This is a genomic window from Empedobacter sp. UBA5036 (genome assembly GCF_002415215.1).
GTDB classification, from domain to species: domain Bacteria; phylum Bacteroidota; class Bacteroidia; order Flavobacteriales; family Weeksellaceae; genus Empedobacter; species Empedobacter falsenii_B.
Genome location: NZ_DICC01000023.1, coordinates 17,661 through 41,670 on the forward strand (window position 1 = coordinate 17,661; position 24,010 = coordinate 41,670).

The following is a 24,010-nucleotide window of genomic DNA, read 5'->3' on the forward strand; positions in this document are numbered from 1 at the left end:
CAACCAACCAATGTCTAACATCGTACAAAAATATTTTAAAGGCGATAAACCGCTTTGGGCTTTCATTTTATTGTTAGCACTATTTTCGTTTTTACCTGTTTATTCAGCAAGTTCTAACTTGGTGTATACGGTAGGATCGGGTACTATTTTTGGGCATTTAGGTAAACACGCTGTGATTTTATTAATCGGTTTATTTATCATTTATGGATTACAACGTATTGATTATCGTTGGTTTGGTTTGTTTGCTTTAACAGCTGTTGTTATACTTTCTGGAGTTTTGGCAATAACACTTGTACAAGGACAGAATATTGGAGGTGCAAATGCTGCACGTTGGTTAACGATTCCAGGAACTGGAATTGGTATTCAGCCTTCGATGATTGCTTCGCAAGCGTTGTTGATTTATATAGCTCGTTATTTAACAAAAAATAGAGACAAAGAATATACGTGGAAAAATACAGCAGTTCCATTATTCTTACCAATTATTGTAATTGTAGGATTAATCTTTCCTTCTAATGGTTCAACAGCGTTGATGTTAGCTGGAATGTGCGGAATATTATTGATTATTGGTGGATTTCCATTCAAATATTTATTTACAATTGCCGGGGTAGGTTTAATACTCGGTGGCGGATTTGTGTGGATGGCTTTATCTCGACCAGATTTAGTAACAAATTCTCGTGTGCACACATGGATGTCACGTATCGAGAAATTTAATGATGATTCTGGATTAGAAAGTTATCAAGTTTTACACGCAAAAGCTGCAATTGCAAGAGGGTTGAATGAAATGGCTGGACCAGGAAAAAGTGTTTTCAAACAAACTTTACCTCAGTCATCATCCGATTTTATCTTCGCGATTATTGTAGAAGAATATGGTGCAATTGGTGCAATTCTATTAATTGGAATTTTCCTTCTGATTTTAATACGGATTTGTATCATCGCATCGAAAATTCATACCGTTTTTGGTACGCTACTTGTATTTGCAGTGGGCTTACCAATTATTATACAAGCAATGGTAAACATGGCTGTAGCGGTTAATTTAATTCCAGTAACAGGGCAACCATTGCCAATGATTAGTTACGGAGGAACATCCATTTGGATGACATGTATTTCGTTCGGAATAATTTTGAGTGTAAGTACTCAGATTAAATCGCAAGAAGAATTAGAACAAGATAGAAAAGTATTAAGTGAAGAATACATCGAAGACATCGCCTAAAGTTTTAATAAGCGGCGGAGGAACAGGTGGACATATTTATCCAGCCATTGCAATTGCAGACGAAATTAAAAGACGTTTGCCAGATGCACAAATTTTGTTCGTTGGAGCAGAAGGAAGAATGGAAATGGAAAAAGTGCCAAAAGTTGGATATGACATAAAAGGTTTACCAATTTCTGGATTTGATAGAAGTAACATGACAGCGAATTTAAAGTTCCCTTTCAAATTGATAAAAAGCTTAAGTCTTGCAAAAAAAATCTACAAAGATTTTCAGCCAGATTTAGCTGTTGGTACAGGAGGTTATGCAAGTGGGCCAATGTTGTGGGTAGCGGGAAGTAAAAATGTTCCGATTTTATTACAAGAACAAAATTCGTTTCCAGGAGTTACCAACAAAATTTTGAAAAATAAAGCGAGTGCAATTTGTACAGCTTACGAAGGAATTTCACAGTTTCCACAAGAAAAAGTGCATTACACAGGAAATCCTATTCGTGCTGAGATTTTTCAAAATTTACCGTCAAAGGCAGAAGCAATTTCAGCTTTTGGATTAGATCCAGAAAAACCAACAATTTTATCTGTTGGTGGTTCTCAAGGATCAAGAGCAATGAACAATGCTTGGTTAGAAAACTTTGACGAATTTGTTGCAAGTGGCGTTCAATTGATTTGGCAAACAGGAAAGTTAGATTATCAAAAAATCAAAAACTTGGTTGGTGATAAGTATCCAACGATTCATGTAACCGAATTTATTTATAACATGAAAGATGCGTATGCAGCTTCGGATATGATTGTTTCTCGTGCAGGAGCAATGGCGATTTCGGAATTGTGTATTGTTGGAAAAGCAACTATTTTGCTTCCATTGCCAACAGCGGCAGAAGATCATCAAACCAAAAATGCACAAGCATTGGTTGAGAAGGATGCAGCGATTATGGTGAAAGATGCAGATGCAAAACAAATTTTAGTCAAAGAAGTAATTGCTTTGGCGAACAATGAAGAATTAAAAAATAAATTATCTCAAAACATTAAGCAATTAGGGAAACCGAATGCGACAAAAGAGATTGTAGATATATTATTGAATTTATTATAATGAATATTTTAGATAAAACATATTATTATTTCATCGGTGCAGGAGGAATCGGAATGAGTGCTTTGGAACGTTTCTTCAAGTCAATCGGAAAAGAAGTTGCTGGTTATGATAAAACACAAACCGAGTTAACAACTGAATTGATTGCTGAAGGAATTGATATTCATTTCGAAGATAACATCGAGTTAATTCCAGCAGGAATTAATGCAGAAAATACGTTGGTAATTTATACGCCAGCGATACCAAAAGATCATTCAGAACTAAATTATTTTTTAGTGAATGATTTCAAAGTCATGAAGCGCTCAGAAGTGTTAGGTGAAATTACTAAACATACATACAATATTGGTGTTGCGGGAACGCACGGAAAAACAACGACTTCGTCTATTTTAGGACATATTCTTAAAGTTGCGAATGTAGAATGTACAGCTTTTTTAGGTGGTATTGCAGAGAATTACGATTCGAATATTATCCTAAATGGATCTAAATATACAGTTGCAGAAGCCGATGAGTTTGACCGTTCTTTCTTACGTCTTTCTCCAAAATTAGCGATTATCACAAGTGATGATGCTGATCATTTGGATATTTATGGAGAGCGTGATGAAGTGAAAAAATCGTTTCAAGAATTTGCAGCAATTGTCGAAGAAAAATTATTTGTTCACAAAGGTTTGCCTTTCGAAGGAGCTTTTACATATGGAGTGGATTTGGACGCAGATTACGATGCACACAATGTAAGAATTATTGACGGACATTATGTGTTTGATGTAAAAACGCCAAATGGATCTTTGACAGATGTCGGAATTTTATTACCAGGGCATCACAATATGGAAAATGCGGTTGCGGCTTTGGCTGTTGCTGATTATATGGGTGTTCCACATGATAAAATTAAAGAAGCTTTATCAACTTTTGTTGGAGTTAAAAGACGTTTTAATCGTTTCGAAGCAAATGGAAAAATTTACATCGACGATTATGCACATCACCCAACAGAATTGAATGCAGCAATTCGTTCAGTTCGTGAACTTTATCCAGGTAAAAAAGTGTTGGGAGTATTTCAGCCTCACTTATTTACGCGTACAAGAGATTTCGCAGAAGAATTTGGACAAAGTTTATCGCAGTTAGATAGTTTGATTTTATTAGACATTTATCCTGCCAGAGAGTTACCAATCGAAGGAATTACTTCAAATTGGTTGCTAGAAAAGGTGAATTTAAATGAAAAAATAGTATCTTCATTAGAAGATAGTTTAGCAAACATCAAAAAACAAGATTTTGATGTATTATTGACTGTGGGAGCAGGAAATATTGATACAATTGTTAAACCAATAAAAGAGTGGTTAAGTGAAGCGTAAATTGAAAATCATAAAAGTGATTTTTGGAGTTGCCTTGCTAATCGGATTGATTAGTTTTACGGTAATTAAGAATGCTTCGCGTACAGTGAATAAAATTGACGTGGCGTTTGTTCAGCCAGTTGATAATTATTTTATTAATGATGAATCGATAAGAGAAATTATTAACAAAGATGGAAAAGACATTCTGAAACAATCTCTAAGAGATGTGAATGTTAAGGAAATCGAACAAAAAGTAAGTGAGAGTCCTTTTGTGGATTCTGTACAAGTAAGTAAAGATATCAACGGACATTTACGACTTGACATAAAAGCAAACTCAGCAGTAGCAAGAATAAAGACGCTGAAAAATGAATTTTATTTGACAACAAAAGGCGGAAAAATGCCTTTATCTAAATTAAATTCAGCAGATGTAATCTTAGTTTCTGGTGATGTGAAACCGAATGAATATGAGGATTTGAGTAAATTTGTTCAAGCTTTGAAAGCAGACGATTTATTAAAAAATCATATCATAGCAATTCAAAAAGTGGGACAACGTTCTTTTAATTTAATTGTAAACACAGGAAACTATTATATAGAATTAGGAACTTTAAACAACTTTGAACAGAAGTTACATAATCTAAAATTATTCTATAATCAATACATTGATTTTATAGGAACTGAAGATTATGAAAAATTGAGCTTGAAATTTGTAAACCAAGTTGTAGCAACCAAACGAATAAAAAATGGAGAACAATAGTAAGATTGCAGTTGGCTTAGACATAGGGACTACAAAGATTGTAGCGCTTGTCGGACGAAAAAATGAGAACGGAAAAATCGAAATTCTTGGACACGGACAAGCAAAAAGCTTAGGTGTACACAGAGGTGTTGTAAATAATATTACACAAACCATTAACTCGATAAAAGAGGCAATTGATAAGGCTGAAAGATCATCTGGTGTCAAAATTACTGATGTTACTGTTGGTATTGCTGGACAACATATTCGTAGTTTACAACATAGCGATTACATTACTCGTACCAATTCAGAAGACGTGATTGATGATAATGATTTAAAGTTATTAACAAATCAAGTTTACAAATTGGTTATGTTACCTGGAGAAGAAATTATCCATGTTCTTCCTCAAGAATTTAAGGTTGATAACGAAGGTGAAATCCGCGAACCAATCGGAATGTACGGAAGTCGTTTAGAGGCTAATTTCCATGTGGTTGTAGGACAAGTTTCATCGATCCGAAATATTGCACGTTGTGTAAAAGCTGCTGGTTTACGTTTGGCAAGTATTACTTTAGAACCAATTGCATCGTCTAGTGCTGCGCTTAGCGAAGAAGAAAAAGAAGCTGGTGTTGCATTGATCGATATAGGTGGTGGAACAACAGATATTGCAATTTTCAAGGATAATATTATTCGTCACACATCGGTTATTCCGTTTGGAGGAAATGTGATTACAGAAGACATCAAAGTTGGATGTTCTATCATTGGTAAGCAAGCCGAAGCTTTAAAAGAAAAATTTGGTTCTGCTTGGCCAGGAGAAAATAAAGAAACTGAAATTGTATCGATTCCTGGTTTAAAAGGACGCGAAGCAAAAGAAATATCATTAAAAAGATTGTCTCAAATTATCCACGCACGTGTGCAGGAAATTTTGGAACAAGTATATTTGGAATTGAAAAACTACGGTTGCGAAGATCAAAACAAAAAACTGATTGCAGGAATCGTTTTAACAGGTGGTGGATCTAAATTAAAACACATTCGTCAACTTACAGAATATGTAACAGGAATGGATGTAAGAATTGGATACTCTAACGAACATATTGTCGGAGCAAAGGCTGAGGAAATTAGCGGACCAGAATATGCAACATCTGTTGGATTATTAATGAAAGGTTTAGAAGAATTAGCGGCGAATTATCAGCACGAAATTTATGAAAAACCAGTTATTAATAATTTAAATAACCAAGAAGAATTAGAAATTGGAATTCAACCAACGCAACAAAAAAAGACTGTAAAAGCTGAAATTGTTGTTGAGGAAGAAATTATCCAAAAACCAAAAAGAGAAGAAGTAGTGGACGAATTCTTGGATCAAGAAATAGGAGAAAAGAAAGAAGCTAAATCTAAACCAGAAAAGAAAAATTTCTTTTCGAAATGGACGGATAAATTTATCCAAATGATCAACGAAACTGAATAATAAGAATAAACTAGAATAAATTACGAACCAATTTAATAAGAAGAATATGAGTGATATGTTAACAGGAGATATTGTGTTCAACTTACCAAAGAGCCGATCTCAAGCTATCAAAGTAATCGGAGTAGGTGGTGGAGGTAGTAATGCCGTAAACTACATGTTTGAACAAGGAATTGCAGGTGTAGAATTTGTAATTTGTAATACGGACTCTCAAGCATTAGCAAATAGTCCAGTACCAACAAGAATTCAATTAGGACAAGCAATAACAGAAGGTTTAGGAGCTGGAGCAAATCCTGAGGTAGGAGAGCAATCTGCTATCGAAAGTATGGATGATGTAAAAGCTGTTTTAGACGAAGGGACTAAAATGGTCTTTATTACTGCCGGAATGGGTGGTGGTACAGGAACTGGAGCAGCACCAGTAATTGCTGGTATTGCAAAAGAAATGGATATCTTAACAGTAGGGATTGTTACAGCGCCATTCTTTTTCGAAGGAAGAATGAGGTTGGAACAAGCCGAAAAAGGTATCGAAAAATTAAGACAAAACGTAGATTCATTGATTGTTATTAACAATGATAAATTACGTGAATTATACGGAAACTTAGGTTTCAAAAATGGTTTCTCGAAAGCTGATGAGGTTTTAACAACAGCAGCTAAAGGAATTGCAGAAGTTATTACTCAACACTATGCAATGAACATCGATTTACGTGATGCGCGTACAGTACTTAAAAATTCTGGTACAGCAATCATGGGATCTGCGCAAGGTTCTGGTGAAAACAAAGCGAAAGACGCAATTTCTTCTGCTTTAGATTCTCCATTGTTAAACAACAACAAAATTACGGGTGCACGTAACGTATTGTTATTGATTTTGTCTGGTAATAACGAAATTACAATGGATGAAATCGGTATCATCAATGATTACATTCAACAAGAAGCTGGTAATAGTGCAAATATTATCATGGGTATTGGTGAAGACTTAGATTTAGGAGATTCTATCTCTGTAACTGTTGTAGCAACTGGTTTTCCTACAGAAGATCAGGCGTATACAGGAAAAGAGGAACAAAAAATTGTACATACATTAGAGGAAGAACAACCAATTAATAAAACGTTATCAGTTGAGCAACCTTTTGTGAATCGTGTAAAACCAATGACGTTAGATTTTGGTCGTTCTAATGCTTCTCAGCAAGCACCACAAACGCCTCAACAAAATCAAACGCCAGAGGCTCCTCAAAATAATTATCGTCAAGCAGATATTAACCAAAGTTTTCAACAACAAACTTATCACAATACGCCAGAAGAATCTTTCGAAGAAAATAATTCTCCAAAGCGTTATGTTTTAGATGATATTGATGATGAGCCAGTGCAAGAGAGACGTTCTTATGATGATTTCGAACCACGTTTGAAATCAGATTTTAATCGTCCGCAAGAACCAACGAATAATGTAAATAATAATCAAACATATAATTCATATTCTAATCCTGTAGCTTCAGAACAGTCAAATTATCCTCAAAATAATTATGCTGGATATCAAGCTCCAAAGAACGAAGGATATGGAAATGTAGAGCCAGTTCAATCTAATGTAGCTCATTCTGTTGCTCCACAAGCTGAAGAAGTACAAGTTGCTATAGATCCATTTAGTCAACCAATTGAGCAATCAAATGATCCTGAATTGAATAGTATGATTGAAGAAAGAAGAAATCGTTTGAAACAATTTAATTTTAAATTCAACAACACGATGACAAATTCTCAAGTAGACGAATACGAAGCAATTCCTGCTTATAAACGTCAAGGATTGAATTTATCTGATCGTAATGATAATCAATCTTCTGATTTTTCTGTAGGAACTAATCGTAACAACGAAACGCAAATTCGTCCAAACAATTTTCTACATGATAACGTAGATTAATAAACGATCACTCGTAAAAAATATTCTTATTATAGAAAAGGTTCATTGCTTTTGCGATGAGCCTTTTTTTGTCTTAAATTTGTAGTCTAAAAGCAAAACAAATGAATTTAGAAACTCAAATAATGGCACAGTTAAAAGAAGCGATGAAAGCTAAAAATACTGTTGCTTTAGAAGCTTTAAGAGCTGTAAAATCTGAATTATTATTAGCAAAAACATCAGGTGCTAACGGAGAATTATCAGAAGATCAAGAAATTGCTTTATTACAAAAATTAGTAAAACAACGTAAAGAAGCTGCTGAACAATTCGAAGCAAATGGACGTGCTGAATTAGCTGAAAAAGAATTGGCACAAGCAGAAGTTATTCAACAATTTTTACCTGCTCAATTATCAGACGAAGAATTAACAGCTGCAATTACAGAAATTGTTGCAGAGGTTGGCGCTACTTCTCCAAAAGATATGGGAAAAGTAATGGGAGCTGCTTCATCTAAATTAGCTGGTAAAGCGGAAGGAAAATTAATTTCAGCTAAAGTAAAAGATATTTTAGCTAGTTTATAATTGATTTTTAAATCTTTAAAAATTAAGAAAAGGTAAAGTTTATAACACTTTACCTTTTTTATTTCTTTATTAGATAAATTTCTTCAAATTATATAAAATTATTATTTATTGATAATCAATAGTATATCCGATTTAAATAAATAATTCCCAAAAAAATTAGGATTATAGTTTTATTTTAACATTAAATTAACAAATCGCTGTAAGCATCTAAATTCGCAAAGCACAAGAGATTTTAGAATTAAAAATCAATTGATTAGAATAATTCTAAATAAGAAGCTGTTTATACCCTTAAATTTGCAAAGTAAATCAGAAAAATCTAAAGGATGACGAAAAGCATTACAGCGTTTATAGCAATGTTAATGATTTTTCCAATAGCAAATGCTGATGGTAAAATTTTTAAGGATTCTGGTAATAATGACACAATTATTATGCCAGCTTCTGAGAAAAGATTTAGTAACGATATTGATAATGATACCATCAAAAAAGATACATTATCAGTTGAAGATGAAAAGTTGGTTGGAGAACTTATCGAGAATAGTGCTCGAAAAATCTCGACAGGAGTTGTTTCTTGGTATGGAGACAAATTCCACGGACGCAAGACAGCTAGTGGTGAAACGTATGACAAACACGAACTAACAGCTGCCCATAAGTCTTTACCATTTGGTACGAAAGTAAAAGTTACGAATATCAGAAATGGTAAATCTGTAGTTGTAGAAATCAACGACAGAGGTCCATACGCTAAATCTAGAGTTTTAGACTTAAGTCAAGCTGCATTCAGCGAAATTGGTCACACCAATACAGGAGTGATGCAAGTTGAATACGAAATTATCAAAAGCGAAGACAAGAAAGACTAAGATGTTCAGAAAAAATTAAAAGGTTTGAGAATTTATTCTCAAACCTTTTTTTATGCTCTTAAGTTTCGTGCAAAAAAAATCCTGACAAATGAATATCAGGATTTATAATTATATGATGTAAGAAAATCTTAATCTAAAATTTTAAGCACTTTAGTTGTACGGGCTCTTGATGCTTCAACTAATTCAGCTTGTGCTAAATCTTCACCGTAAGAAGGGATCATTTCTTTGATTGCTTCGTTCCAGTTGTTTTTCATCAAGTCTGGGAAACATTGTTTCATTAAGTTCAACATTGCACTAACAGATGTAGATGCTCCTGGAGAAGCTCCTAATAAGGCAGACATTGTTCCATCTTGAGATGTTACGATTTCTGTACCAAATTTTAAAACTCCTTTTCCATCTTGTTTTTCGATTACTTGAACACGTTGTCCTGCAGTTTGTTCGAACCAATCTTCTAGTTTAGCTTCAGGAAAATATTCTTGTAATTCTTCTACTTTTTTCGCTTTAGATAACATCACTTGTTCTACCAGGTATTTTGTTAAATCGATATTGTTTAATCCACAATTCATCAAAAATCCTACGTTTCCTAAGTTTACAGATTTGAATAAATCGCAATTAGATCCGTATTTTAAGAATTTTGTTGAGAATGTTGCAAATGGACCAAATAATAGAGATTGTTTTCCATCAATAACACGTGTATCTAAGTGAGGAACAGACATTGGTGGTGCACCAATTTTTGCTTTTCCATATACTTTTGCATGATGTTTTTTGATTACTTCTTCGTTTTGACAAATTAACCATTGTCCACCAACTGGGAAGCCACCAAATTTTTTCGATTCTGGAATTCCAGATTTTTGTAACAATAAAATTGCTCCTCCACCTGCACCAATAAATACGAAATCAGCATTAAGTGCTTTGTTATTTCCAGATTTTAAATCTTTTACTTTAACTGCCCATTTTCCGTTGCTAAGACGAGTTAAGTCTTTTACTTCGTGTTCAGTTTCTAACGTGATTTCTTTTTTGTCTTGTAAACCTTTGAAAATTTGACGCGTTAATTCACCAAAATTTACATCAGTTCCCAAGTTCATATGCGTTGCCGCGACTTTTTCATTACCTTTTCTACCATCAACAATTAATGGAGCCCATTCTTTGATTTTAGAAACATCATCAGAATATTCCATATCCTTAAATAAAGGATGTTGAGATAATTTTTCGTAACGTTTTTTCAAGAAATTTACATCGTCATCGCCCCAAACAAAAGACATATGTGGAGTAGGACGTAAGAATTTTTCTGGAGAAGAAACGTAATTATTTTCGACTAAGTAAGACCAAAACTCTTTCGAAGTTTCAAATTGTTTTGCAATATTAATTGCTTTATCAATATTAACCACTCCATTTTTGTCCATTGGTGTATAATTCAATTCACAAAAAGCAGAGTGACCAGTACCTGCATTATTGAAAGCATCAGAGCTTTCAAATCCAATCTTATCTAATTTTTCGAAAACAGAAATCTTAATAGCCGGATTTATTTTTTTAAGAAGTATGCTTAAAGTAGCACTCATGATACCAGCACCAACTAACACTACCTCTTGAGGTTGTTTTTCCATTTCTCAAAAATATATTTACGTTGCAAAGGTATTAATAAATAGCCTTTTTTGCGAAATAATACGCAGAAAAAACAATGATTTTTTACATAAATTATTGTTTTGAGATAATTTGAATAGATTTTATTTTATAGAAAATTATTCAAACTCAGTTTTTCCAATACTTTCGATGTTGTCTGCTTGTGATAAATCTGCTTCAAAAGCTTTTTTGTTCACAATTGTAGTTTTTGAAATTTTATCGTGCCAACCATTTTCTCCTAAAAAAGTAAGAACATCAAATGGAATTATTCTACAAATACTTCTTGTAAAATAATCTTTCGTTGTAGGTGTAGAACCGTCAATCATCACAACTTTTGTTCCTGTAATAAATTTACCTAATGAACGTCCTTTGGTTAAAAACTCTGATAAAAAAATTAGTAAAACATAAAAAAAGGCTGTGATAACTCTATCAATCAAAGGATTTATATTTTCTAATTGATAAATAATGTCGCTTTCTGGATTAATGATCACAATAACAATTGCTATAAAACCGAAAAATAGCATCGTCAATAAAATGATTGATACATAATCTATAATAAAATTTAAAAAGCGCAATCCTTTGTTCGCTTTATGTTCGCCAACTTTGTAATCTTGGTACATAGTGTTTATGTGTTAATTTAGATGTAAATATATGATAAACACTAAATTTTTAAAATTATTTTATGCAGATAATTTAAGTCTAAATTTTATCCTCCATCCAACGTCTAAGATTAATGTAATTGGTATTTCTTCGCAACAAATTTTGATTGTCCGAATCTTTCAAAAAATCATCTAATTCTCTGAAAGCTTTTACTTTTTCATGTGGGTACAAATCATTCAATTCAATAAAAAATAAACTAATTTTTCGTGTAATAATATTACTATTTTTCATCTTTTTGCAGAATTGATGCGTTTTGTACGAATATGTATCCAATTCTTGATCATTCCCAGAATCATACAAATTCATCATAATCAAAACCAAGGTGTAAAAATGTAAATCTTCTTGAATTGACGCTTCACTATTGATTATTTTTTGACAATACTCGAACGAATTATCCCAATCTTTGTTTAAGAAATAATAGGCAGCAATTTTTAGATAAAGCACCAAAATATGATGATTATCGATTTTATGATGATGCGATTTAATTTCGCGTAAAATATCTTTAATCAAAAATGGACTAATATTTTCTTTCGGATTAATGAAAAAATAATTCAGTTTACTATTAAATTTATTGATAAACCAAAGCGCTTCCACATTATCATTTTGAGGCAAAATCTCGTAAACAGATTCTAATTTATCAAACCAAAATTTGAATTCTTTCGAATTTTTTTTCAGATATAAAATCTTCAATAAATATGAATTTCCTTTGATAAACCAAACAGGATGACTAAGAATTCGTTCTTTTTTCTCGTAAAATAACTCAACCCATTTTTTCGAAAATTCATAGGCAGAATGAAGGTTTTGCGTTAACATCGACAACCAAACATTTGCTTTATAAAACCACAATTTCTCTTTGAATTTTAATTTCTTAAAATCGATATTTTTTGTTTTCGAATCAAAGAAATTCTGAATTTTTTGAATTTCATCATCATCTTTTGCGTATCCATTCTCGAGCAAAATACTATACAATTTTAGCGATAAATTAGACAATTTACTTGCTTGTAAATTCTGTAAACTCAATTCCTCCGATTGTTCAATCAACTGATCTGCACGACCAGAAATACTTCGTGTAATGAATTGTGATTCGATAATTTTTTCGAGTTCTAAAATATCATAAGCAATGGCTTTTTCGTCAAAATCTAAGGCTTGAGTTTTGGCTTTGTCCAACATTTTTAGACTTTGTTTGTGTAAGCCTTTTTGATACAAAATCGTAGCAAAATCAAACTGTTCACGTATTTGCATACGCGAATTTTGTTGCGAAGGATTCATTCTCAAGCTAAACAAAATTTGTTTGTACAAATGCGCTTTTAGATTTGATAATTGTTGTTTCGTGGTAATTTTTTTCTTCAAAATAGCCGTTTCATCATATTCTTCCAACTTATCCAACGCTTCAAATAATAACAAAAATTTTGCATCTGCATTAATTTGCAAACGATTTACATAAAGCTTGAATTGACGTTTTTCGGAACGATTAAGCGACTTTATTAAACTAAATAGTGCGTCTTTGTTATGATTTGACATTGTAATTAAATTATATATAATAGATTGAAAATGAAATAATTGAATAAAATATTTCGGCTTTAAGAATTGTAAAACCTATTTCAATTTGAAAATTTAAAGTTAGTACAATTTTAATTTTACATCACAATAACAAACAAAACTAATTGCAATGAGTGCTGAGAAGATTCAAATTTTTGATACGACACTGAGAGATGGAGAGCAAGTGCCGGGGTGTAAGTTAAACAAAAAACAGAAGTTAGAAATTGCGGCTCGATTGGACGAATTAGGCGTTGATATAATCGAGGCTGGTTTTCCAATTTCAAGTCCTGGAGATTTCGAAGCCGTAAATGCAATTTCAAAATTAGTGAAAAATGCCACAGTTTGTGGTTTAACTCGCGCAAACAAAAAAGATATAGAATCTGCTGCCAAAGCTTTGCAATATGCGGTAAAACCAAGGATTCATACTGGAATTGGAACTTCGGATTCTCATATTATTCACAAATTTAATTCGAATCGTGAAGCGATTATCGAACGTGCAGTTGAAGCGGTTGCTTATGCAAAAACATTTGTAGATGATGTTGAGTTTTATGCTGAAGATGCAGGAAGAACGGATAATGCTTTTCTTGCTCAAGTTTGTGAAGAGGTGATCAAAGCTGGTGCGACGGTTCTTAATATTCCAGATACAACGGGTTATTGTTTGCCTTTTGAGTATGGAAATAAAATTAAATATTTAAAAGATCATGTTCAAGGAATTGATAATGTGATTATTTCTTGCCACAATCATAACGATTTAGGTTTAGCGACAGCGAATGCAGTTGCAGGAGCTATAAATGGAGCACGCCAAATAGAATGTACAATTAATGGAATTGGTGAGCGTGCTGGTAATACGGCCTTGGAAGAAATCGTGATGATTTTTAGACAACACAAAGAATTGAATTTTTATACAGATATCAATGCTCAAATGTTAACAGAATTAAGTCAATTAACTTCTGAAACAATGGGAATGATGGTTCAACCAAACAAAGCAATTGTAGGATCGAATGCTTTTGCGCACAGTTCTGGAATTCATCAAGATGGTGTGATTAAAAACCGTGAAACATACGAAATTATCAATCCAGCAGATGTTGGAGTTAATGAATCCTCTATTATTTTGACAGCTCGTAGCGGGCGTTCGGCGTTAGCTTATCGTCTAAAAGATATCGGTTTTGATACATCTAAAAATGAATTAGATATTTTATATGAACAATTTTTAGAAATTGCAGATTTGAAGAAAGAAGTTGTTCGTGAAGATTTACTTGGATTAATGCATCAGTTTAATCAAACATCACAGAGAAAATTCGCATGAGAACATTATTCGATAAAGTGTGGGATGCCCATGTTGTCAGCCAAGTAGAAAATGGACCACAAGTGATTTATATTGATAAACATTTAATTCACGAAGTAACAAGTCCACAAGCTTTTGCAGAATTAGAAGCGAGAAATATTCCAATTTTTCGACCAAATCAAATTGTTGCAACTGCGGATCACAATGTACCAACGATTAATCAAGATAAGCCAGTTCGAGATCCATTATCAAAACAACAATTAGAGCAATTAGCAATTAATTGCGAAAAAAATAATATTACATTTTATGGCTTAGGTCATCCGTATCAAGGAATTGTTCACATTATTGCGCCAGAATTGGGTGTTACGCAACCAGGAATGAGCATGGTTTGTGGCGATAGTCATACATCTACGCATGGAGCTTTTGGAGCAATTGCTTTCGGAATTGGAACAAGTCAAGTTGCACAGGTTTTTGCTAGTCAATGTTTGTTGATGAATAAACCAAAATCGATGCGAATTACAGTTAATGGAAAACTGAATCCAAATGTTCAACCAAAAGATGTGATTTTGTATATCATTTCTAAAGTTGGAACAAATGCAGGAACAGGTTTTTTCTGTGAATATGCAGGAGATGTTTTCGAGAATATGTCGATGGAAGGTCGAATGACAGTTTGTAATATGTCGATAGAAATGGGCGCTCGTGGCGGAATGATTGCACCAGATGAAACAACTTTTGCTTATTTAAAAGATAAACCATTTGCACCGAAAGGAGAAGATTGGGAGCAAAAAGTAGCATATTGGAAAACTTTACCAAGTGATGCTGATGCAATTTTTGATGAAGAAATAGAATTTGACGCTGCGGATATTTATCCAATGATTACGTTTGGTACGAATCCAGGAATGGGAATTTCGGTGAAAGACAGTATTCCTTCTAAAGATTCGTTAAGCGATAATGAAAAAGAATCGTTTGAAAAAGCGTTGAAATATATGGGATTCCAAGATAATCAATCAATCATCAATCATCCAATTGATTATGTGTTTATCGGAAGTTGTACAAATGCAAGAATCGAAGATTTGCGTGAAGTAGCAAATTATGTGAAAGGAAAACAGCGCAATGAAAATGTAACTGCGTGGATTGTTCCGGGATCGAAACAAGTAGAAAAGCAAGCGATAGAAGAAGGTTTGGACAAAATTTTTGAAGCCTCTGGATTCAGATTGCGCGAACCAGGTTGTTCGGCTTGTTTGGCGATGAACGACGATAAAGTTCCAGAAGGAAAATATTGTGTTTCGACTTCGAATAGAAATTTTGAAGGACGTCAAGGTCCAAATTCTCGTACATTATTAGCAAGTCCTTTGATTGCTGCTGCTGCTGCAATTCACGGAAAAATTGTTGATATCAATTAAAATTTACTCAAAATGGATTCAATCAATCAATTAAAATCATCGGCTGTTCCGATTAAAATAGAAAATATAGATACCGATCAAATTATTCCAGCTCGTTTTTTGAAAGCGATTAGTAGAGAAGGTTTTGGAGATAATTTATTCAGAGATTGGCGATTTAATCAAGAGAATGAAAAAATTGAGAATTTTCCACTGAATGATTCAAAATATGTAGGGAAAATATTAGTTGTCGGAAAAAATTTTGGTTGTGGAAGCAGCCGTGAACACGCAGCTTGGGCAATAAAAGATTACGGATTTGATGTTGTAATTAGTAGTTATTTTGCAGATATTTTCAAAGGAAATGCATTGAATAACGGAATTTTACCAATCGTTGTTTCAGATGAAATTTTAAATCAAATATTTGAGATAATCGATCAAAACCCTTCAACAGAATTTGAAGTTGATTTGGAAAATCAAACCTTGGGAATTCAAAGTCAATCTATCAATTTTGAGGTTGATTCTTATAAAAAAATCTGTTTATTAAATGGGTATGATGATATTGATTTCTTAATCAGTCAGAAAGACAAAATAGAAGCTTACGAACAAAATCATAAATCTTTACAAGATGAAAATGCATAAAATTGCTGTACTTCCTGGCGATGGAATAGGACCAGAAGTCGTTTCGGAAACAATAAAAATTCTGAAAGTTGTAGAACAAGTTTTCAAATATAATTTCGAATTTGAGGAAGCTTTGATTGGTGCAATTGCGATTGACGAAACGGGAAATCCTTTGCCTGATGCGACATTGCAATTATGTAAAGATGCAGATGCGGTTTTGTTTGGTTCTATTGGTGATCCAAAATATGACAATAATCCGAACGCTAAAGTTCGTCCCGAACAAGGTTTGTTAAAGCTAAGAAAGGAACTTGGTTTATTTGCAAATATCCGTCCAATCAAGGCTTACGAATCTTTGTTGGGGAAAAGTCCATTGAAACGTTCGCACATCGAAGGAACAGATATGGTTATTTTTCGTGAATTGATTAATGGAATTTATTTCGGAGAAAAATTTACAGCACAAGATGGTTCGCATGCGTATGATACGTGTTCGTACAACAGAAAAGACATTGAGCAAATTACACATTTAGCTTTTCAGGAAGCAATGAAGCGTCGCAAAAAAGTAACGTTGGTAGACAAGGCAAATGTGTTGGATACCTCTCGTTTATGGCGAAAAGTTGCGATGGATATTAGCCAAGAATATCCAGAAGTTGAATTAGATTTCTTGTTTGTTGATAATGCAGCGATGCAATTAATTATCAATCCAAAACAATTTGATGTGATTTTGACTGAGAATATGTTTGGCGATATTATTTCGGATGAAGGAAGTGTAATTGGAGGAAGTATAGGTTTGTTGCCTTCGGCTTCTATTGGTACAGAAAATGCATTGTTCGAGCCTATTCATGGTTCGTATCCACAAGCAAAAGGAAAAGGAATTGCAAATCCTATGGCTTCTATTTTGAGTGCTGCAATGATGTTGCATTATTTGGGATTAGAAGAAGGTGCGAAAGCAATAGAAAATGCGGTGGAAAATGCGATTAATAATTTGATTGTAACTTCAGATTTAGATGAAACGAGTGATTATTCGACATCTGTTGTAGCAAATTATATTGCGAAGATATTATTGAGCGATCATGATCATCATTCATATTTCAATTTTGAAAATGTATTGATGGGAAAATCGACGATTATATAGTTTTTATTATTTATGACTTAATGAAAAAGCCATTCAGATTTCTGAATGGCTTTTTCTATTGTATATTTTTATGAGTTGATGATTACATCATTCCTGGCATTCCGCCTCCCATTGGCGGCATAGCTGGCTCATCTTTTTTAATTTCTGTAACAACCGCTTCAGTAGTAATTAACATACCTGCAACAGAAGCAGCGTTTTCTAATGCAACACGAGCAACTTTAGTTGGATCAATAACTCCAGCCTCGATCATGTTTACATATTCGTCAGTTTTTGCATTGTATCCGAAATCACCATTTCCTTCTTTTACTTTAGCAACAACTACAGAACCTTCTCCACCAGCGTTGTGAACGATTTGGCGTAATGGTTCTTCAACTGCACGCGTTACAATTTTAACACCTGTCGCTTCGTCAGCATTTGTTGTGTCAATTGTTAAGTTAGATAAAGCTCTAACGAAAGCAACACCACCACCAGCAACGATACCTTCTTCTACAGCAGCGCGAGTTGCGTGTAAAGCATCATCAACACGGTCTTTGATTTCTTTCATTTCAACCTCAGAAGCAGCACCAACGTATAATACAGCAACACCTCCAGCTAATTTAGCTAAACGCTCTTGTAATTTTTCGCGATCGTAGTCAGAAGTAGTTGTTTCTACTTGCGCTTTAATTTGGTTAACACGAGATTTGATTTGCTCAGCATCACCAGCTCCGTTAACAATAGTTGTATTGTCTTTGTCGATAACTACTCTTTCTGCAGTACCTAACATTTCTAAAGTAGCAGTTTCTAACGTAATTCCTTGCTCTTCAGAAATAACAGTTCCTCCTGTTAAGATTGCGATATCTTGTAACATTGCTTTTCTACGATCTCCGAATCCTGGTGCTTTAACAGCAGCAATTTTTAAAGATCCTCTTAAACGGTTCACTACTAAAGTAGCTAAAGCTTGACCTTCAACTTCTTCAGAAATGATTAAGAATGGACGACCTGATTGAGCAACTGGCTCTAATAAAGGTAAGATTTCTTGTAAGTTAGATATTTTTTTCTCGCATAATAAAATGTAAGGATTTTCTAACTCAGCAATCATTTTATCTGCATTTGTTACGAAATATGGCGATTGGTATCCACGGTCAAATTGCATTCCTTCAACAACGTCAACGTAAGTTTCTGTTCCTTTTGCTTCTTCAACAGTGATAACACCTTCTTTTCCAACTTTAGAAAAAGCTTCTGCGATTAATGATCCAATTGTATCATCGTTATTTGCAGAGATAGAAGCAACTTGTTTAATTTTTTCTGATGAATCACCAACTTCTTGAGATTGCTCTCTTAAGTTAGCAACGATTCCAGCAACAGCTTTATCAATACCACGTTTCAAATCCATTGGATTCGCACCTGCAGCAACGTTTTTCAAACCTTCGCGAACGATAGCTTGAGCTAAAACTGTAGCAGTTGTAGTACCATCACCAGCAACGTCATTTGTTTTAGAAGCAACTTCTTTTACCATTTGCGCACCTAAGTTTTCGATTGGATCTTCCAATTCGATTTCTTTTGCTACAGAAACTCCGTCTTTAGTTACATGTGGAGCACCGAAAGATTTTTCTAAAACTACGTTACGACCTTTTGGTCCTAATGTTACTTTAACTGCATTTGCTAATGCATCAACACCTCTTTTTAAAGCGTCTCTTGATTCAATATCGAATTTAATATCTTTTGCCATTTTTATTTATGTTTTGATGTCTTAAGTCTTAAGTCTTAAGTCGAATATGATTAAAAATTAAAAAATAAGTTACTTTGTACTTAATACATTTTACTTATTACAACTAAATTTAGATAATTGCCAAAATATCAGCTTCACGCATGATTAAGTAATCTTTACCTTCTAATTTTAATTCAGTTCCTGAATATTTACCGTAAAGAACTTTGTCACCAACTGCAACTGTCATTGGTTCGTCTTTTTTACCATTACCAACTGCAACTACAATTCCTTCTTGTGGTTTTTCTTTTGCTGAATCTGGGATAATAATTCCTGAAGCTGTTTTAGTTTCTGCTGGAGCAGGCTCAATAACCACTCTATCTGCTAATGGTTTAATGTTTAATTGTGACATATTTGTATTTTTTATTTTTTCTAAATTGATGATTTTTAATCAACGAAAAACGTGCCAATAGCCAATTTCTGCCATTATGGATAAGTTAATTGTAATGAGAAAAAATAAAAATGCCAAGCTGTCAGACAACTTGGCATTTAAAGTAATTTTTATGAATAATTATTTTTTGATAATCACTTTTTTCGTGAATTGTTCGTTACCTGCTTCAATCGAAACAATGTAAACACCATTTGATAAACTAGATAAATTAACTTGTTGAGATTTCGAAGAATTCAATTTGTTTGAGTAAACTGTTCTTCCTGCTAAATCTGTCACAGTAATTTTACCTGTTGTAAATGAGTTTGTAAAATCTAAATTGATTATTCCATTTGAAGGATTTGGAGAAATCGTACCTAAATCTTTTCCTTTTATATCATTTGTAGTTAAAGAACTTTCTATAGAAAAATCAGTAGAGTTAACAGCTAAGAAAACGTTATCAATAGCTTTAATCATAATTCTCGCTTTATTAGTAATTCCTAATCCTGCAGGAACTGTGAATGTATAAGAACCGTTGTTCGGAACTGATTCAGCTAAAACATAATCAAATGTTTTTCCACCATCAACCGATAATAAAATTTTTACGTTTTGTGTATCAATTCCATTTGCATCCGTTCCCGCAACATCCCAAGTAATTGATGCTGGATAATTTTGAGTCCAATAATCAGTTGTTGCTTGCGAAGTCACTTTGAATGGACCAAAATTTAGAAAGTTTAACTGAACATTTTGTCGAGCGGTTAATCCAACTTCAGAATTATTGTCACGAACTGTTACAGAGAAATTCATTGTACGAGGAACTGAAGGAATGACTTCCCAATTGTTTTTATCGTAATTTGAAACGTTTGACAGATATAGATTTGTTTGAAATACTAATTCATTTGAAATAATTTTTTCTAAACGAGGAAAATAGCGAATTCCAACTTTTTGTGGAGAGAATGATCTGAAATTTGGGCCTTGAGAATTAGAGGAAATAGGAGGAAGTGATTTAATAGAAGTTTCAGAAACTTCAGGATTCATCTGCTCCCAAGAATATGTTAATTGATCATTATTTGAGTCAGTGGCTAATGTTTCTAAAGCAAATGCAGTTGAAATTGGAATGTTATATTTTGTTTTCAAGTTAGAAGCTATAATAGGTGCAGCATTAGTTGTTGTAACGAATTGTCCACAATTCACATAATTTAGCACTTTTGCCATTTCTTCTAAACTTTTTGTATGGAAATATGCATCACTTTGATTTTGTACGTTTGGTGAACAGATACCAGTGTAAGCCATAATTGTAGAACCACTTCCAGGTTCAACAGAACTGTTAAGTGTACGATTACAATTGTTGTTTTGTGTATGGTAGGCACCTAATTGATGACCAATTTCGTGGGCAGTATAATCAATATCAAAAGCATCCCCAATAGGAACTATTGTACCAGTCACTCCTCCTGCTTTTGCTCTATCATTACAAACTGCTGGCGTATTGGCTAATCCATTTGAATTATTATCATCATTCACTTGAAAAAATAAATGACCAATATCGTAGTTAGCAACTCCAATAACATTATTTGTAACAGTAATATTTTCCTCAAGATTGTAATTTGCTGCAGAATTAGAATTAATATTAGGGTCTTGGAAAGAATCAGAATCAATAAAAAATAATTGATCAGTATTTGGAATTAATTCTAAAAAAACACCAACATCATTTTTTAAAACGCCATTAATTCGTGTGAGTGATAAATTGACTGCAGCTAATATTGACGCTTTCTTTTGAGCTTCTGTACCAGATGATAAATTAGCTTGTTTGATTACAAAATCTGAATACTCAGTCGTTGTTGTAATGGCTAATCTAAATTTTCTTAAACTTCCATTTTGAGTTGCTGTTCGAGAAGATTGTTTAATAGTTTCAAAATTCAAATTATCTATCCCAAGAGCACTTTCAGAAGGTTCTGTAGCACATTTGAAAGAATTTGTATTAACTAAATCTTTTTTATCATACACAATATATGACGCTTTATTTTTGGTGTAAGCGTCTATTAACACTGTTTTATTGCCGTTTGAAACTAAACCATACAAACCAAATTGAGGAGATAAACTAAAATTGATTTTCTCTGTCAAATCATTTGTATTGTATCCAGAAAAAGATTTTATATCTGGGTATTTAGTTTGTAATTCAGGAGATAAATTTGAGGTTTCTACAATACGATATGTATTAAACTTTCCGTTCTCAGTTGGAAATTTTAATAAAAAATTTTGTTGATTCGTATTGTTTAAATAGTTCACCAAATTATCATAAGCTAAGTCTAATTTAACCGATTTAGTTGGTATATGTGCTCTTGGATTTAATTGCTCTTTAGAAATATTTCCTTTCGCATTGGTAGTTTTCCAAAAGTTTTGTTGAGCAAATAAGTTTGTGCTAAATGCAAGACAAATAAGTAAATATTTAGATGTATATTTTTCCATTTTTATTTAGTTTTTACTAAAATCTTCTCTACAGATTTAGGTACAATCATCATCAATAAATTTGAAGAATCTTGTGTTTGATTAATTCCTTTTATAGGTGTTAAATGTAAATTATAAATCTTTTCATTACCAGTAATAGAATCAATATTATATGAATTAATATGTTTTTGAGGAATCAAAATTATTTGATTTTGTTCATAATCAATAACGAAACGAGGTAATGATTTATTGTAATCTTTTGGTAATGTGGCATACATGTTGTTTAATTCAGTTTCATTTTTGAAGAAATGTGTTCCTGATAATTCATATTGCGCAGAAAAAGTTGTGAGTAATTGATAATTTTCTTTTGGAATTTTCTGATATACTTTTTGACCAACACAGCTTATAAAAGTAAGTAAGATGGTTATAAATGAAACGAATGTTTTCATAATTTAGGTTTTGATAAATTTAAAGATAATATTAATCAATCAACAAAAAAAGCCTCACAATTTGTGAGGCTTGTATATTTTCTTATCAAAATTACTTCGCTGGTTGAGCTGGTAATTGATTTTGACTTGCTCCGTTTGCAGCAGGTTGCGTTGGTAAATTATTAGCTGGTGCCGTAACATTTGGCTTAATTGGTTTTATCGCATTTGGATTTTCATGCGAAGCACTTGCTCCAATAATCAATACGATTACAGCGATAAATAATCCCCAAGTTGTGTTGTCTAAGAATTTATTCGTTCTTTGAACTCCAAACATTTGGCTTCCTCCGCCACCTCCGAAAGTAGAAGATAATCCTCCTCCTTTAGGGTTTTGAGATAATACGATTAGTACTAATAATACACATAAAATCATGATAATAATCATGAAAAACTGAAATAGTCCCATTTTATTATTTAGAGTTTTTTAAATTTTCAATTTCTTTAATTCGATTTGCAAATAAACTATTTTTTTCTGGATATTTCAAAATTAATATCTTATAAGCTTTAATTGCCTTATCATATTTTTTTTGCTCAATATAAATTTGAGCCAAAGTTTCGGTCATCAAATCCGAATATTCTTCCGTATTCTGAACGAAATTTGATGGTGTGTTAACTGGTGTAATATCCGTTTTTTTCATCGGAACGATTTTCGGATTTTTTTCCAAAAAGTCATCAATCAACTTATATTTTATTTCTCTTTCTGCAATTTCTTGCTCTTCCTCAATCTCTTGTTGAGTTTTTGATTGAGAAGGAACTTTCTTCAACCAATCCGAAAAAGAGAACGTCGAATCATCCGAATTATTTTCAATGATTTCTACTTTTTCTTCAATCGTTTCAGGTTCAGATTCTTCAATTACCTCCGCATTTTCAGACAATCCTTCTATAATTTCTTCTTCCTGATTATCTTCAATTGTTTCAATTACCTGCTGAGGTTCAGATTCAATAATTTCAATTCCAGAAGTTTGTTGAACAGCATTTTCGATATCATTCTCAGAAGTTAAATTTTCTTCTTTCGAATTATTTTCTACCACAACTTTATTCGTGATTTCAGCAACTTCGTTCAATTCTTCATCCGAAATAATATCAACAACATGATCTGTTCTCAATTCAGATTCTTCTGTATCATTTTCGATCATTTCGTCTACAATATCTTCATTGATTTCTTCTGAATTAGTTTCAGAAACAACTTCAATTTCTTGGTTTAATTCTTCTTCTTTTTCTTCAATGATTTCATCAATAACTTCAACTGTTTCGTTATTGTTTTCGATGATTTCAGAAGTAGAATTTTCTAAAATTGGTTCAGAAATAATTTCGTTTTCAACTAATTCTTCCATTATTTCTTCTTCCATTTCAGGAGAAATAGTTTCAGTTTTTGTTTGAATTTCTTTTTGAATTGGTTCTGAATTGATGTAATGATACAAATCGACACGATTGCTACTGTGAATTGAAGTTTTGTTCAAATAATCCTCAAAAGAAGGATGATTTTCCTTTTTTAAACCATAAAGTAATAAAGCGCGCAATGTGTAGAAATACGGATATTTTTCTACCTCTTTTTTAAGAAGTGGAATGTCCGATTTCTCAACTTCGTACGGATGTGCTACTAAATATTCAATTCTGGTCATTGCTCAA

At 32.9% G+C, this 24,010-nt stretch carries 21 protein-coding genes; 12 read left to right on the forward strand and 9 right to left on the reverse strand.

Translation table 11 applies throughout. The features are described 5' to 3' along the window. Window positions 1-10 precede the first annotated feature (10 nt). From B4J88_RS04210 to B4J88_RS04245, 8 genes are all read left to right on the forward strand, one after another. The gene (locus B4J88_RS04210; RefSeq protein WP_291066514.1) at window positions 11-1,210 is read left to right on the forward strand and encodes an FtsW/RodA/SpoVE family cell cycle protein; all 1,200 of its coding nucleotides are present in this window, start codon (window positions 11-13) and stop codon (window positions 1,208-1,210) included. Further along, entirely contained in the window at window positions 1,182-2,288 is a 1,107-nt protein-coding gene (murG, locus tag B4J88_RS04215; RefSeq protein WP_291066516.1) for an undecaprenyldiphospho-muramoylpentapeptide beta-N-acetylglucosaminyltransferase, read from the forward strand. Before B4J88_RS04210 ends, murG begins: the two co-directional genes overlap by 29 nt. Continuing rightward, window positions 2,288-3,628 carry a UDP-N-acetylmuramate--L-alanine ligase gene (gene murC / locus B4J88_RS04220; protein WP_291066518.1) on the forward strand — a complete coding sequence of 447 codons (1,341 nt, stop codon included), beginning with the start codon at window positions 2,288-2,290 and terminating at the stop codon, window positions 3,626-3,628. The genes murG and murC overlap by 1 nt, the downstream gene beginning before the upstream one ends. Before the next feature lies 1 nt (window position 3,629). Then, window positions 3,630-4,361: a cell division protein FtsQ/DivIB gene (locus tag B4J88_RS04225; protein ID WP_280035426.1), complete on the forward strand. Its 732-nt coding sequence runs from the start codon at window positions 3,630-3,632 to the stop codon at window positions 4,359-4,361. Next, a complete protein-coding gene (gene ftsA, locus B4J88_RS04230; protein WP_180905149.1) occupies window positions 4,348-5,799 on the forward strand; it encodes a cell division protein FtsA in 1,452 nt (483 codons plus the stop codon). Before B4J88_RS04225 ends, ftsA begins: the two co-directional genes overlap by 14 nt. A gap of 55 nt (window positions 5,800-5,854) precedes the next feature. Continuing rightward, the gene (ftsZ, locus tag B4J88_RS04235; protein ID WP_286494801.1) at window positions 5,855-7,699 is read left to right on the forward strand and encodes a cell division protein FtsZ; all 1,845 of its coding nucleotides are present in this window, start codon (window positions 5,855-5,857) and stop codon (window positions 7,697-7,699) included. A 101-nt stretch (window positions 7,700-7,800) separates the two neighbouring features. Continuing rightward, window positions 7,801-8,253, forward strand: coding sequence for a GatB/YqeY domain-containing protein (locus B4J88_RS04240; RefSeq protein ID WP_125349638.1), 453 nt, complete (start codon window positions 7,801-7,803; stop codon window positions 8,251-8,253). A 323-nt stretch (window positions 8,254-8,576) separates the two neighbouring features. After that, complete coding sequence (locus tag B4J88_RS04245) at window positions 8,577-9,107, forward strand: septal ring lytic transglycosylase RlpA family protein (protein WP_125349637.1); 531 nt, start codon at window positions 8,577-8,579, stop codon at window positions 9,105-9,107. A 128-nt stretch (window positions 9,108-9,235) separates the two neighbouring features. Here B4J88_RS04245 and mqo read toward each other — a convergent pair whose 3' ends face one another. From mqo to B4J88_RS04260, 3 genes are all read right to left on the reverse strand, one after another. Then, a complete protein-coding gene (gene mqo / locus B4J88_RS04250; protein ID WP_286484939.1) occupies window positions 9,236-10,711 on the reverse strand; it encodes a malate dehydrogenase (quinone) in 1,476 nt (491 codons plus the stop codon). 135 nt (window positions 10,712-10,846) lie between these two features. Then, a complete protein-coding gene (locus B4J88_RS04255; RefSeq protein WP_038332867.1) occupies window positions 10,847-11,347 on the reverse strand; it encodes an RDD family protein in 501 nt (166 codons plus the stop codon). A gap of 79 nt (window positions 11,348-11,426) precedes the next feature. Continuing rightward, window positions 11,427-12,908, reverse strand: coding sequence for a hypothetical protein (locus tag B4J88_RS04260; RefSeq protein ID WP_291066522.1), 1,482 nt, complete (start codon window positions 12,906-12,908; stop codon window positions 11,427-11,429). Between the two features lie 148 nt (window positions 12,909-13,056). Here B4J88_RS04260 and B4J88_RS04265 point away from each other — a divergent pair, with 148 nt between their 5' ends. The 4 genes from B4J88_RS04265 to leuB are packed head-to-tail and all read left to right on the forward strand — an operon-like array spanning window position 13,057 to window position 17,340. Further along, entirely contained in the window at window positions 13,057-14,232 is a 1,176-nt protein-coding gene (locus tag B4J88_RS04265) for a 2-isopropylmalate synthase (protein WP_221855341.1), read from the forward strand. Next, complete coding sequence (leuC, locus tag B4J88_RS04270; protein ID WP_221855339.1) at window positions 14,229-15,614, forward strand: 3-isopropylmalate dehydratase large subunit; 1,386 nt, start codon at window positions 14,229-14,231, stop codon at window positions 15,612-15,614. The genes B4J88_RS04265 and leuC overlap by 4 nt, the downstream gene beginning before the upstream one ends. Window positions 15,615-15,626: 12 nt before the next feature. Next, window positions 15,627-16,229, forward strand: coding sequence for a 3-isopropylmalate dehydratase small subunit (gene leuD, locus B4J88_RS04275; protein WP_019975022.1), 603 nt, complete (start codon window positions 15,627-15,629; stop codon window positions 16,227-16,229). After that, a complete protein-coding gene (gene leuB / locus B4J88_RS04280; RefSeq protein WP_291066525.1) occupies window positions 16,216-17,340 on the forward strand; it encodes a 3-isopropylmalate dehydrogenase in 1,125 nt (374 codons plus the stop codon). The genes leuD and leuB overlap by 14 nt, the downstream gene beginning before the upstream one ends. 82 nt (window positions 17,341-17,422) lie before the next feature. On the opposite strand, the gene groL is transcribed toward leuB, so the two are convergent. From groL to B4J88_RS04310, 6 genes are all read right to left on the reverse strand, one after another. Further along, window positions 17,423-19,048, reverse strand: a complete 1,626-nt coding sequence (groL, locus tag B4J88_RS04285; protein ID WP_115001715.1) for a chaperonin GroEL — start codon at window positions 19,046-19,048, stop codon at window positions 17,423-17,425. A gap of 109 nt (window positions 19,049-19,157) precedes the next feature. Beyond that, the gene (locus B4J88_RS04290) at window positions 19,158-19,436 is read right to left on the reverse strand and encodes a co-chaperone GroES (protein ID WP_019975019.1); all 279 of its coding nucleotides are present in this window, start codon (window positions 19,434-19,436) and stop codon (window positions 19,158-19,160) included. Window positions 19,437-19,595: 159 nt separating this feature from the next. Next, window positions 19,596-21,917 (reverse strand): zinc-dependent metalloprotease, encoded by a 2,322-nt coding sequence (locus B4J88_RS04295; protein ID WP_291066527.1) that lies wholly within the window; start codon window positions 21,915-21,917, stop codon window positions 19,596-19,598. A 2-nt stretch (window positions 21,918-21,919) separates the two neighbouring features. Beyond that, window positions 21,920-22,345, reverse strand: a complete 426-nt coding sequence (locus tag B4J88_RS04300; RefSeq protein WP_125349627.1) for a hypothetical protein — start codon at window positions 22,343-22,345, stop codon at window positions 21,920-21,922. Window positions 22,346-22,436: 91 nt separating this feature from the next. After that, window positions 22,437-22,787, reverse strand: coding sequence for a preprotein translocase subunit SecG (gene secG / locus B4J88_RS04305; protein ID WP_038332909.1), 351 nt, complete (start codon window positions 22,785-22,787; stop codon window positions 22,437-22,439). Window positions 22,788-22,791: 4 nt separating this feature from the next. Then, a complete protein-coding gene (locus tag B4J88_RS04310; RefSeq protein ID WP_219034382.1) occupies window positions 22,792-24,003 on the reverse strand; it encodes a tetratricopeptide repeat protein in 1,212 nt (403 codons plus the stop codon). Between the last annotated feature and the right edge of the window lie 7 nt (window positions 24,004-24,010).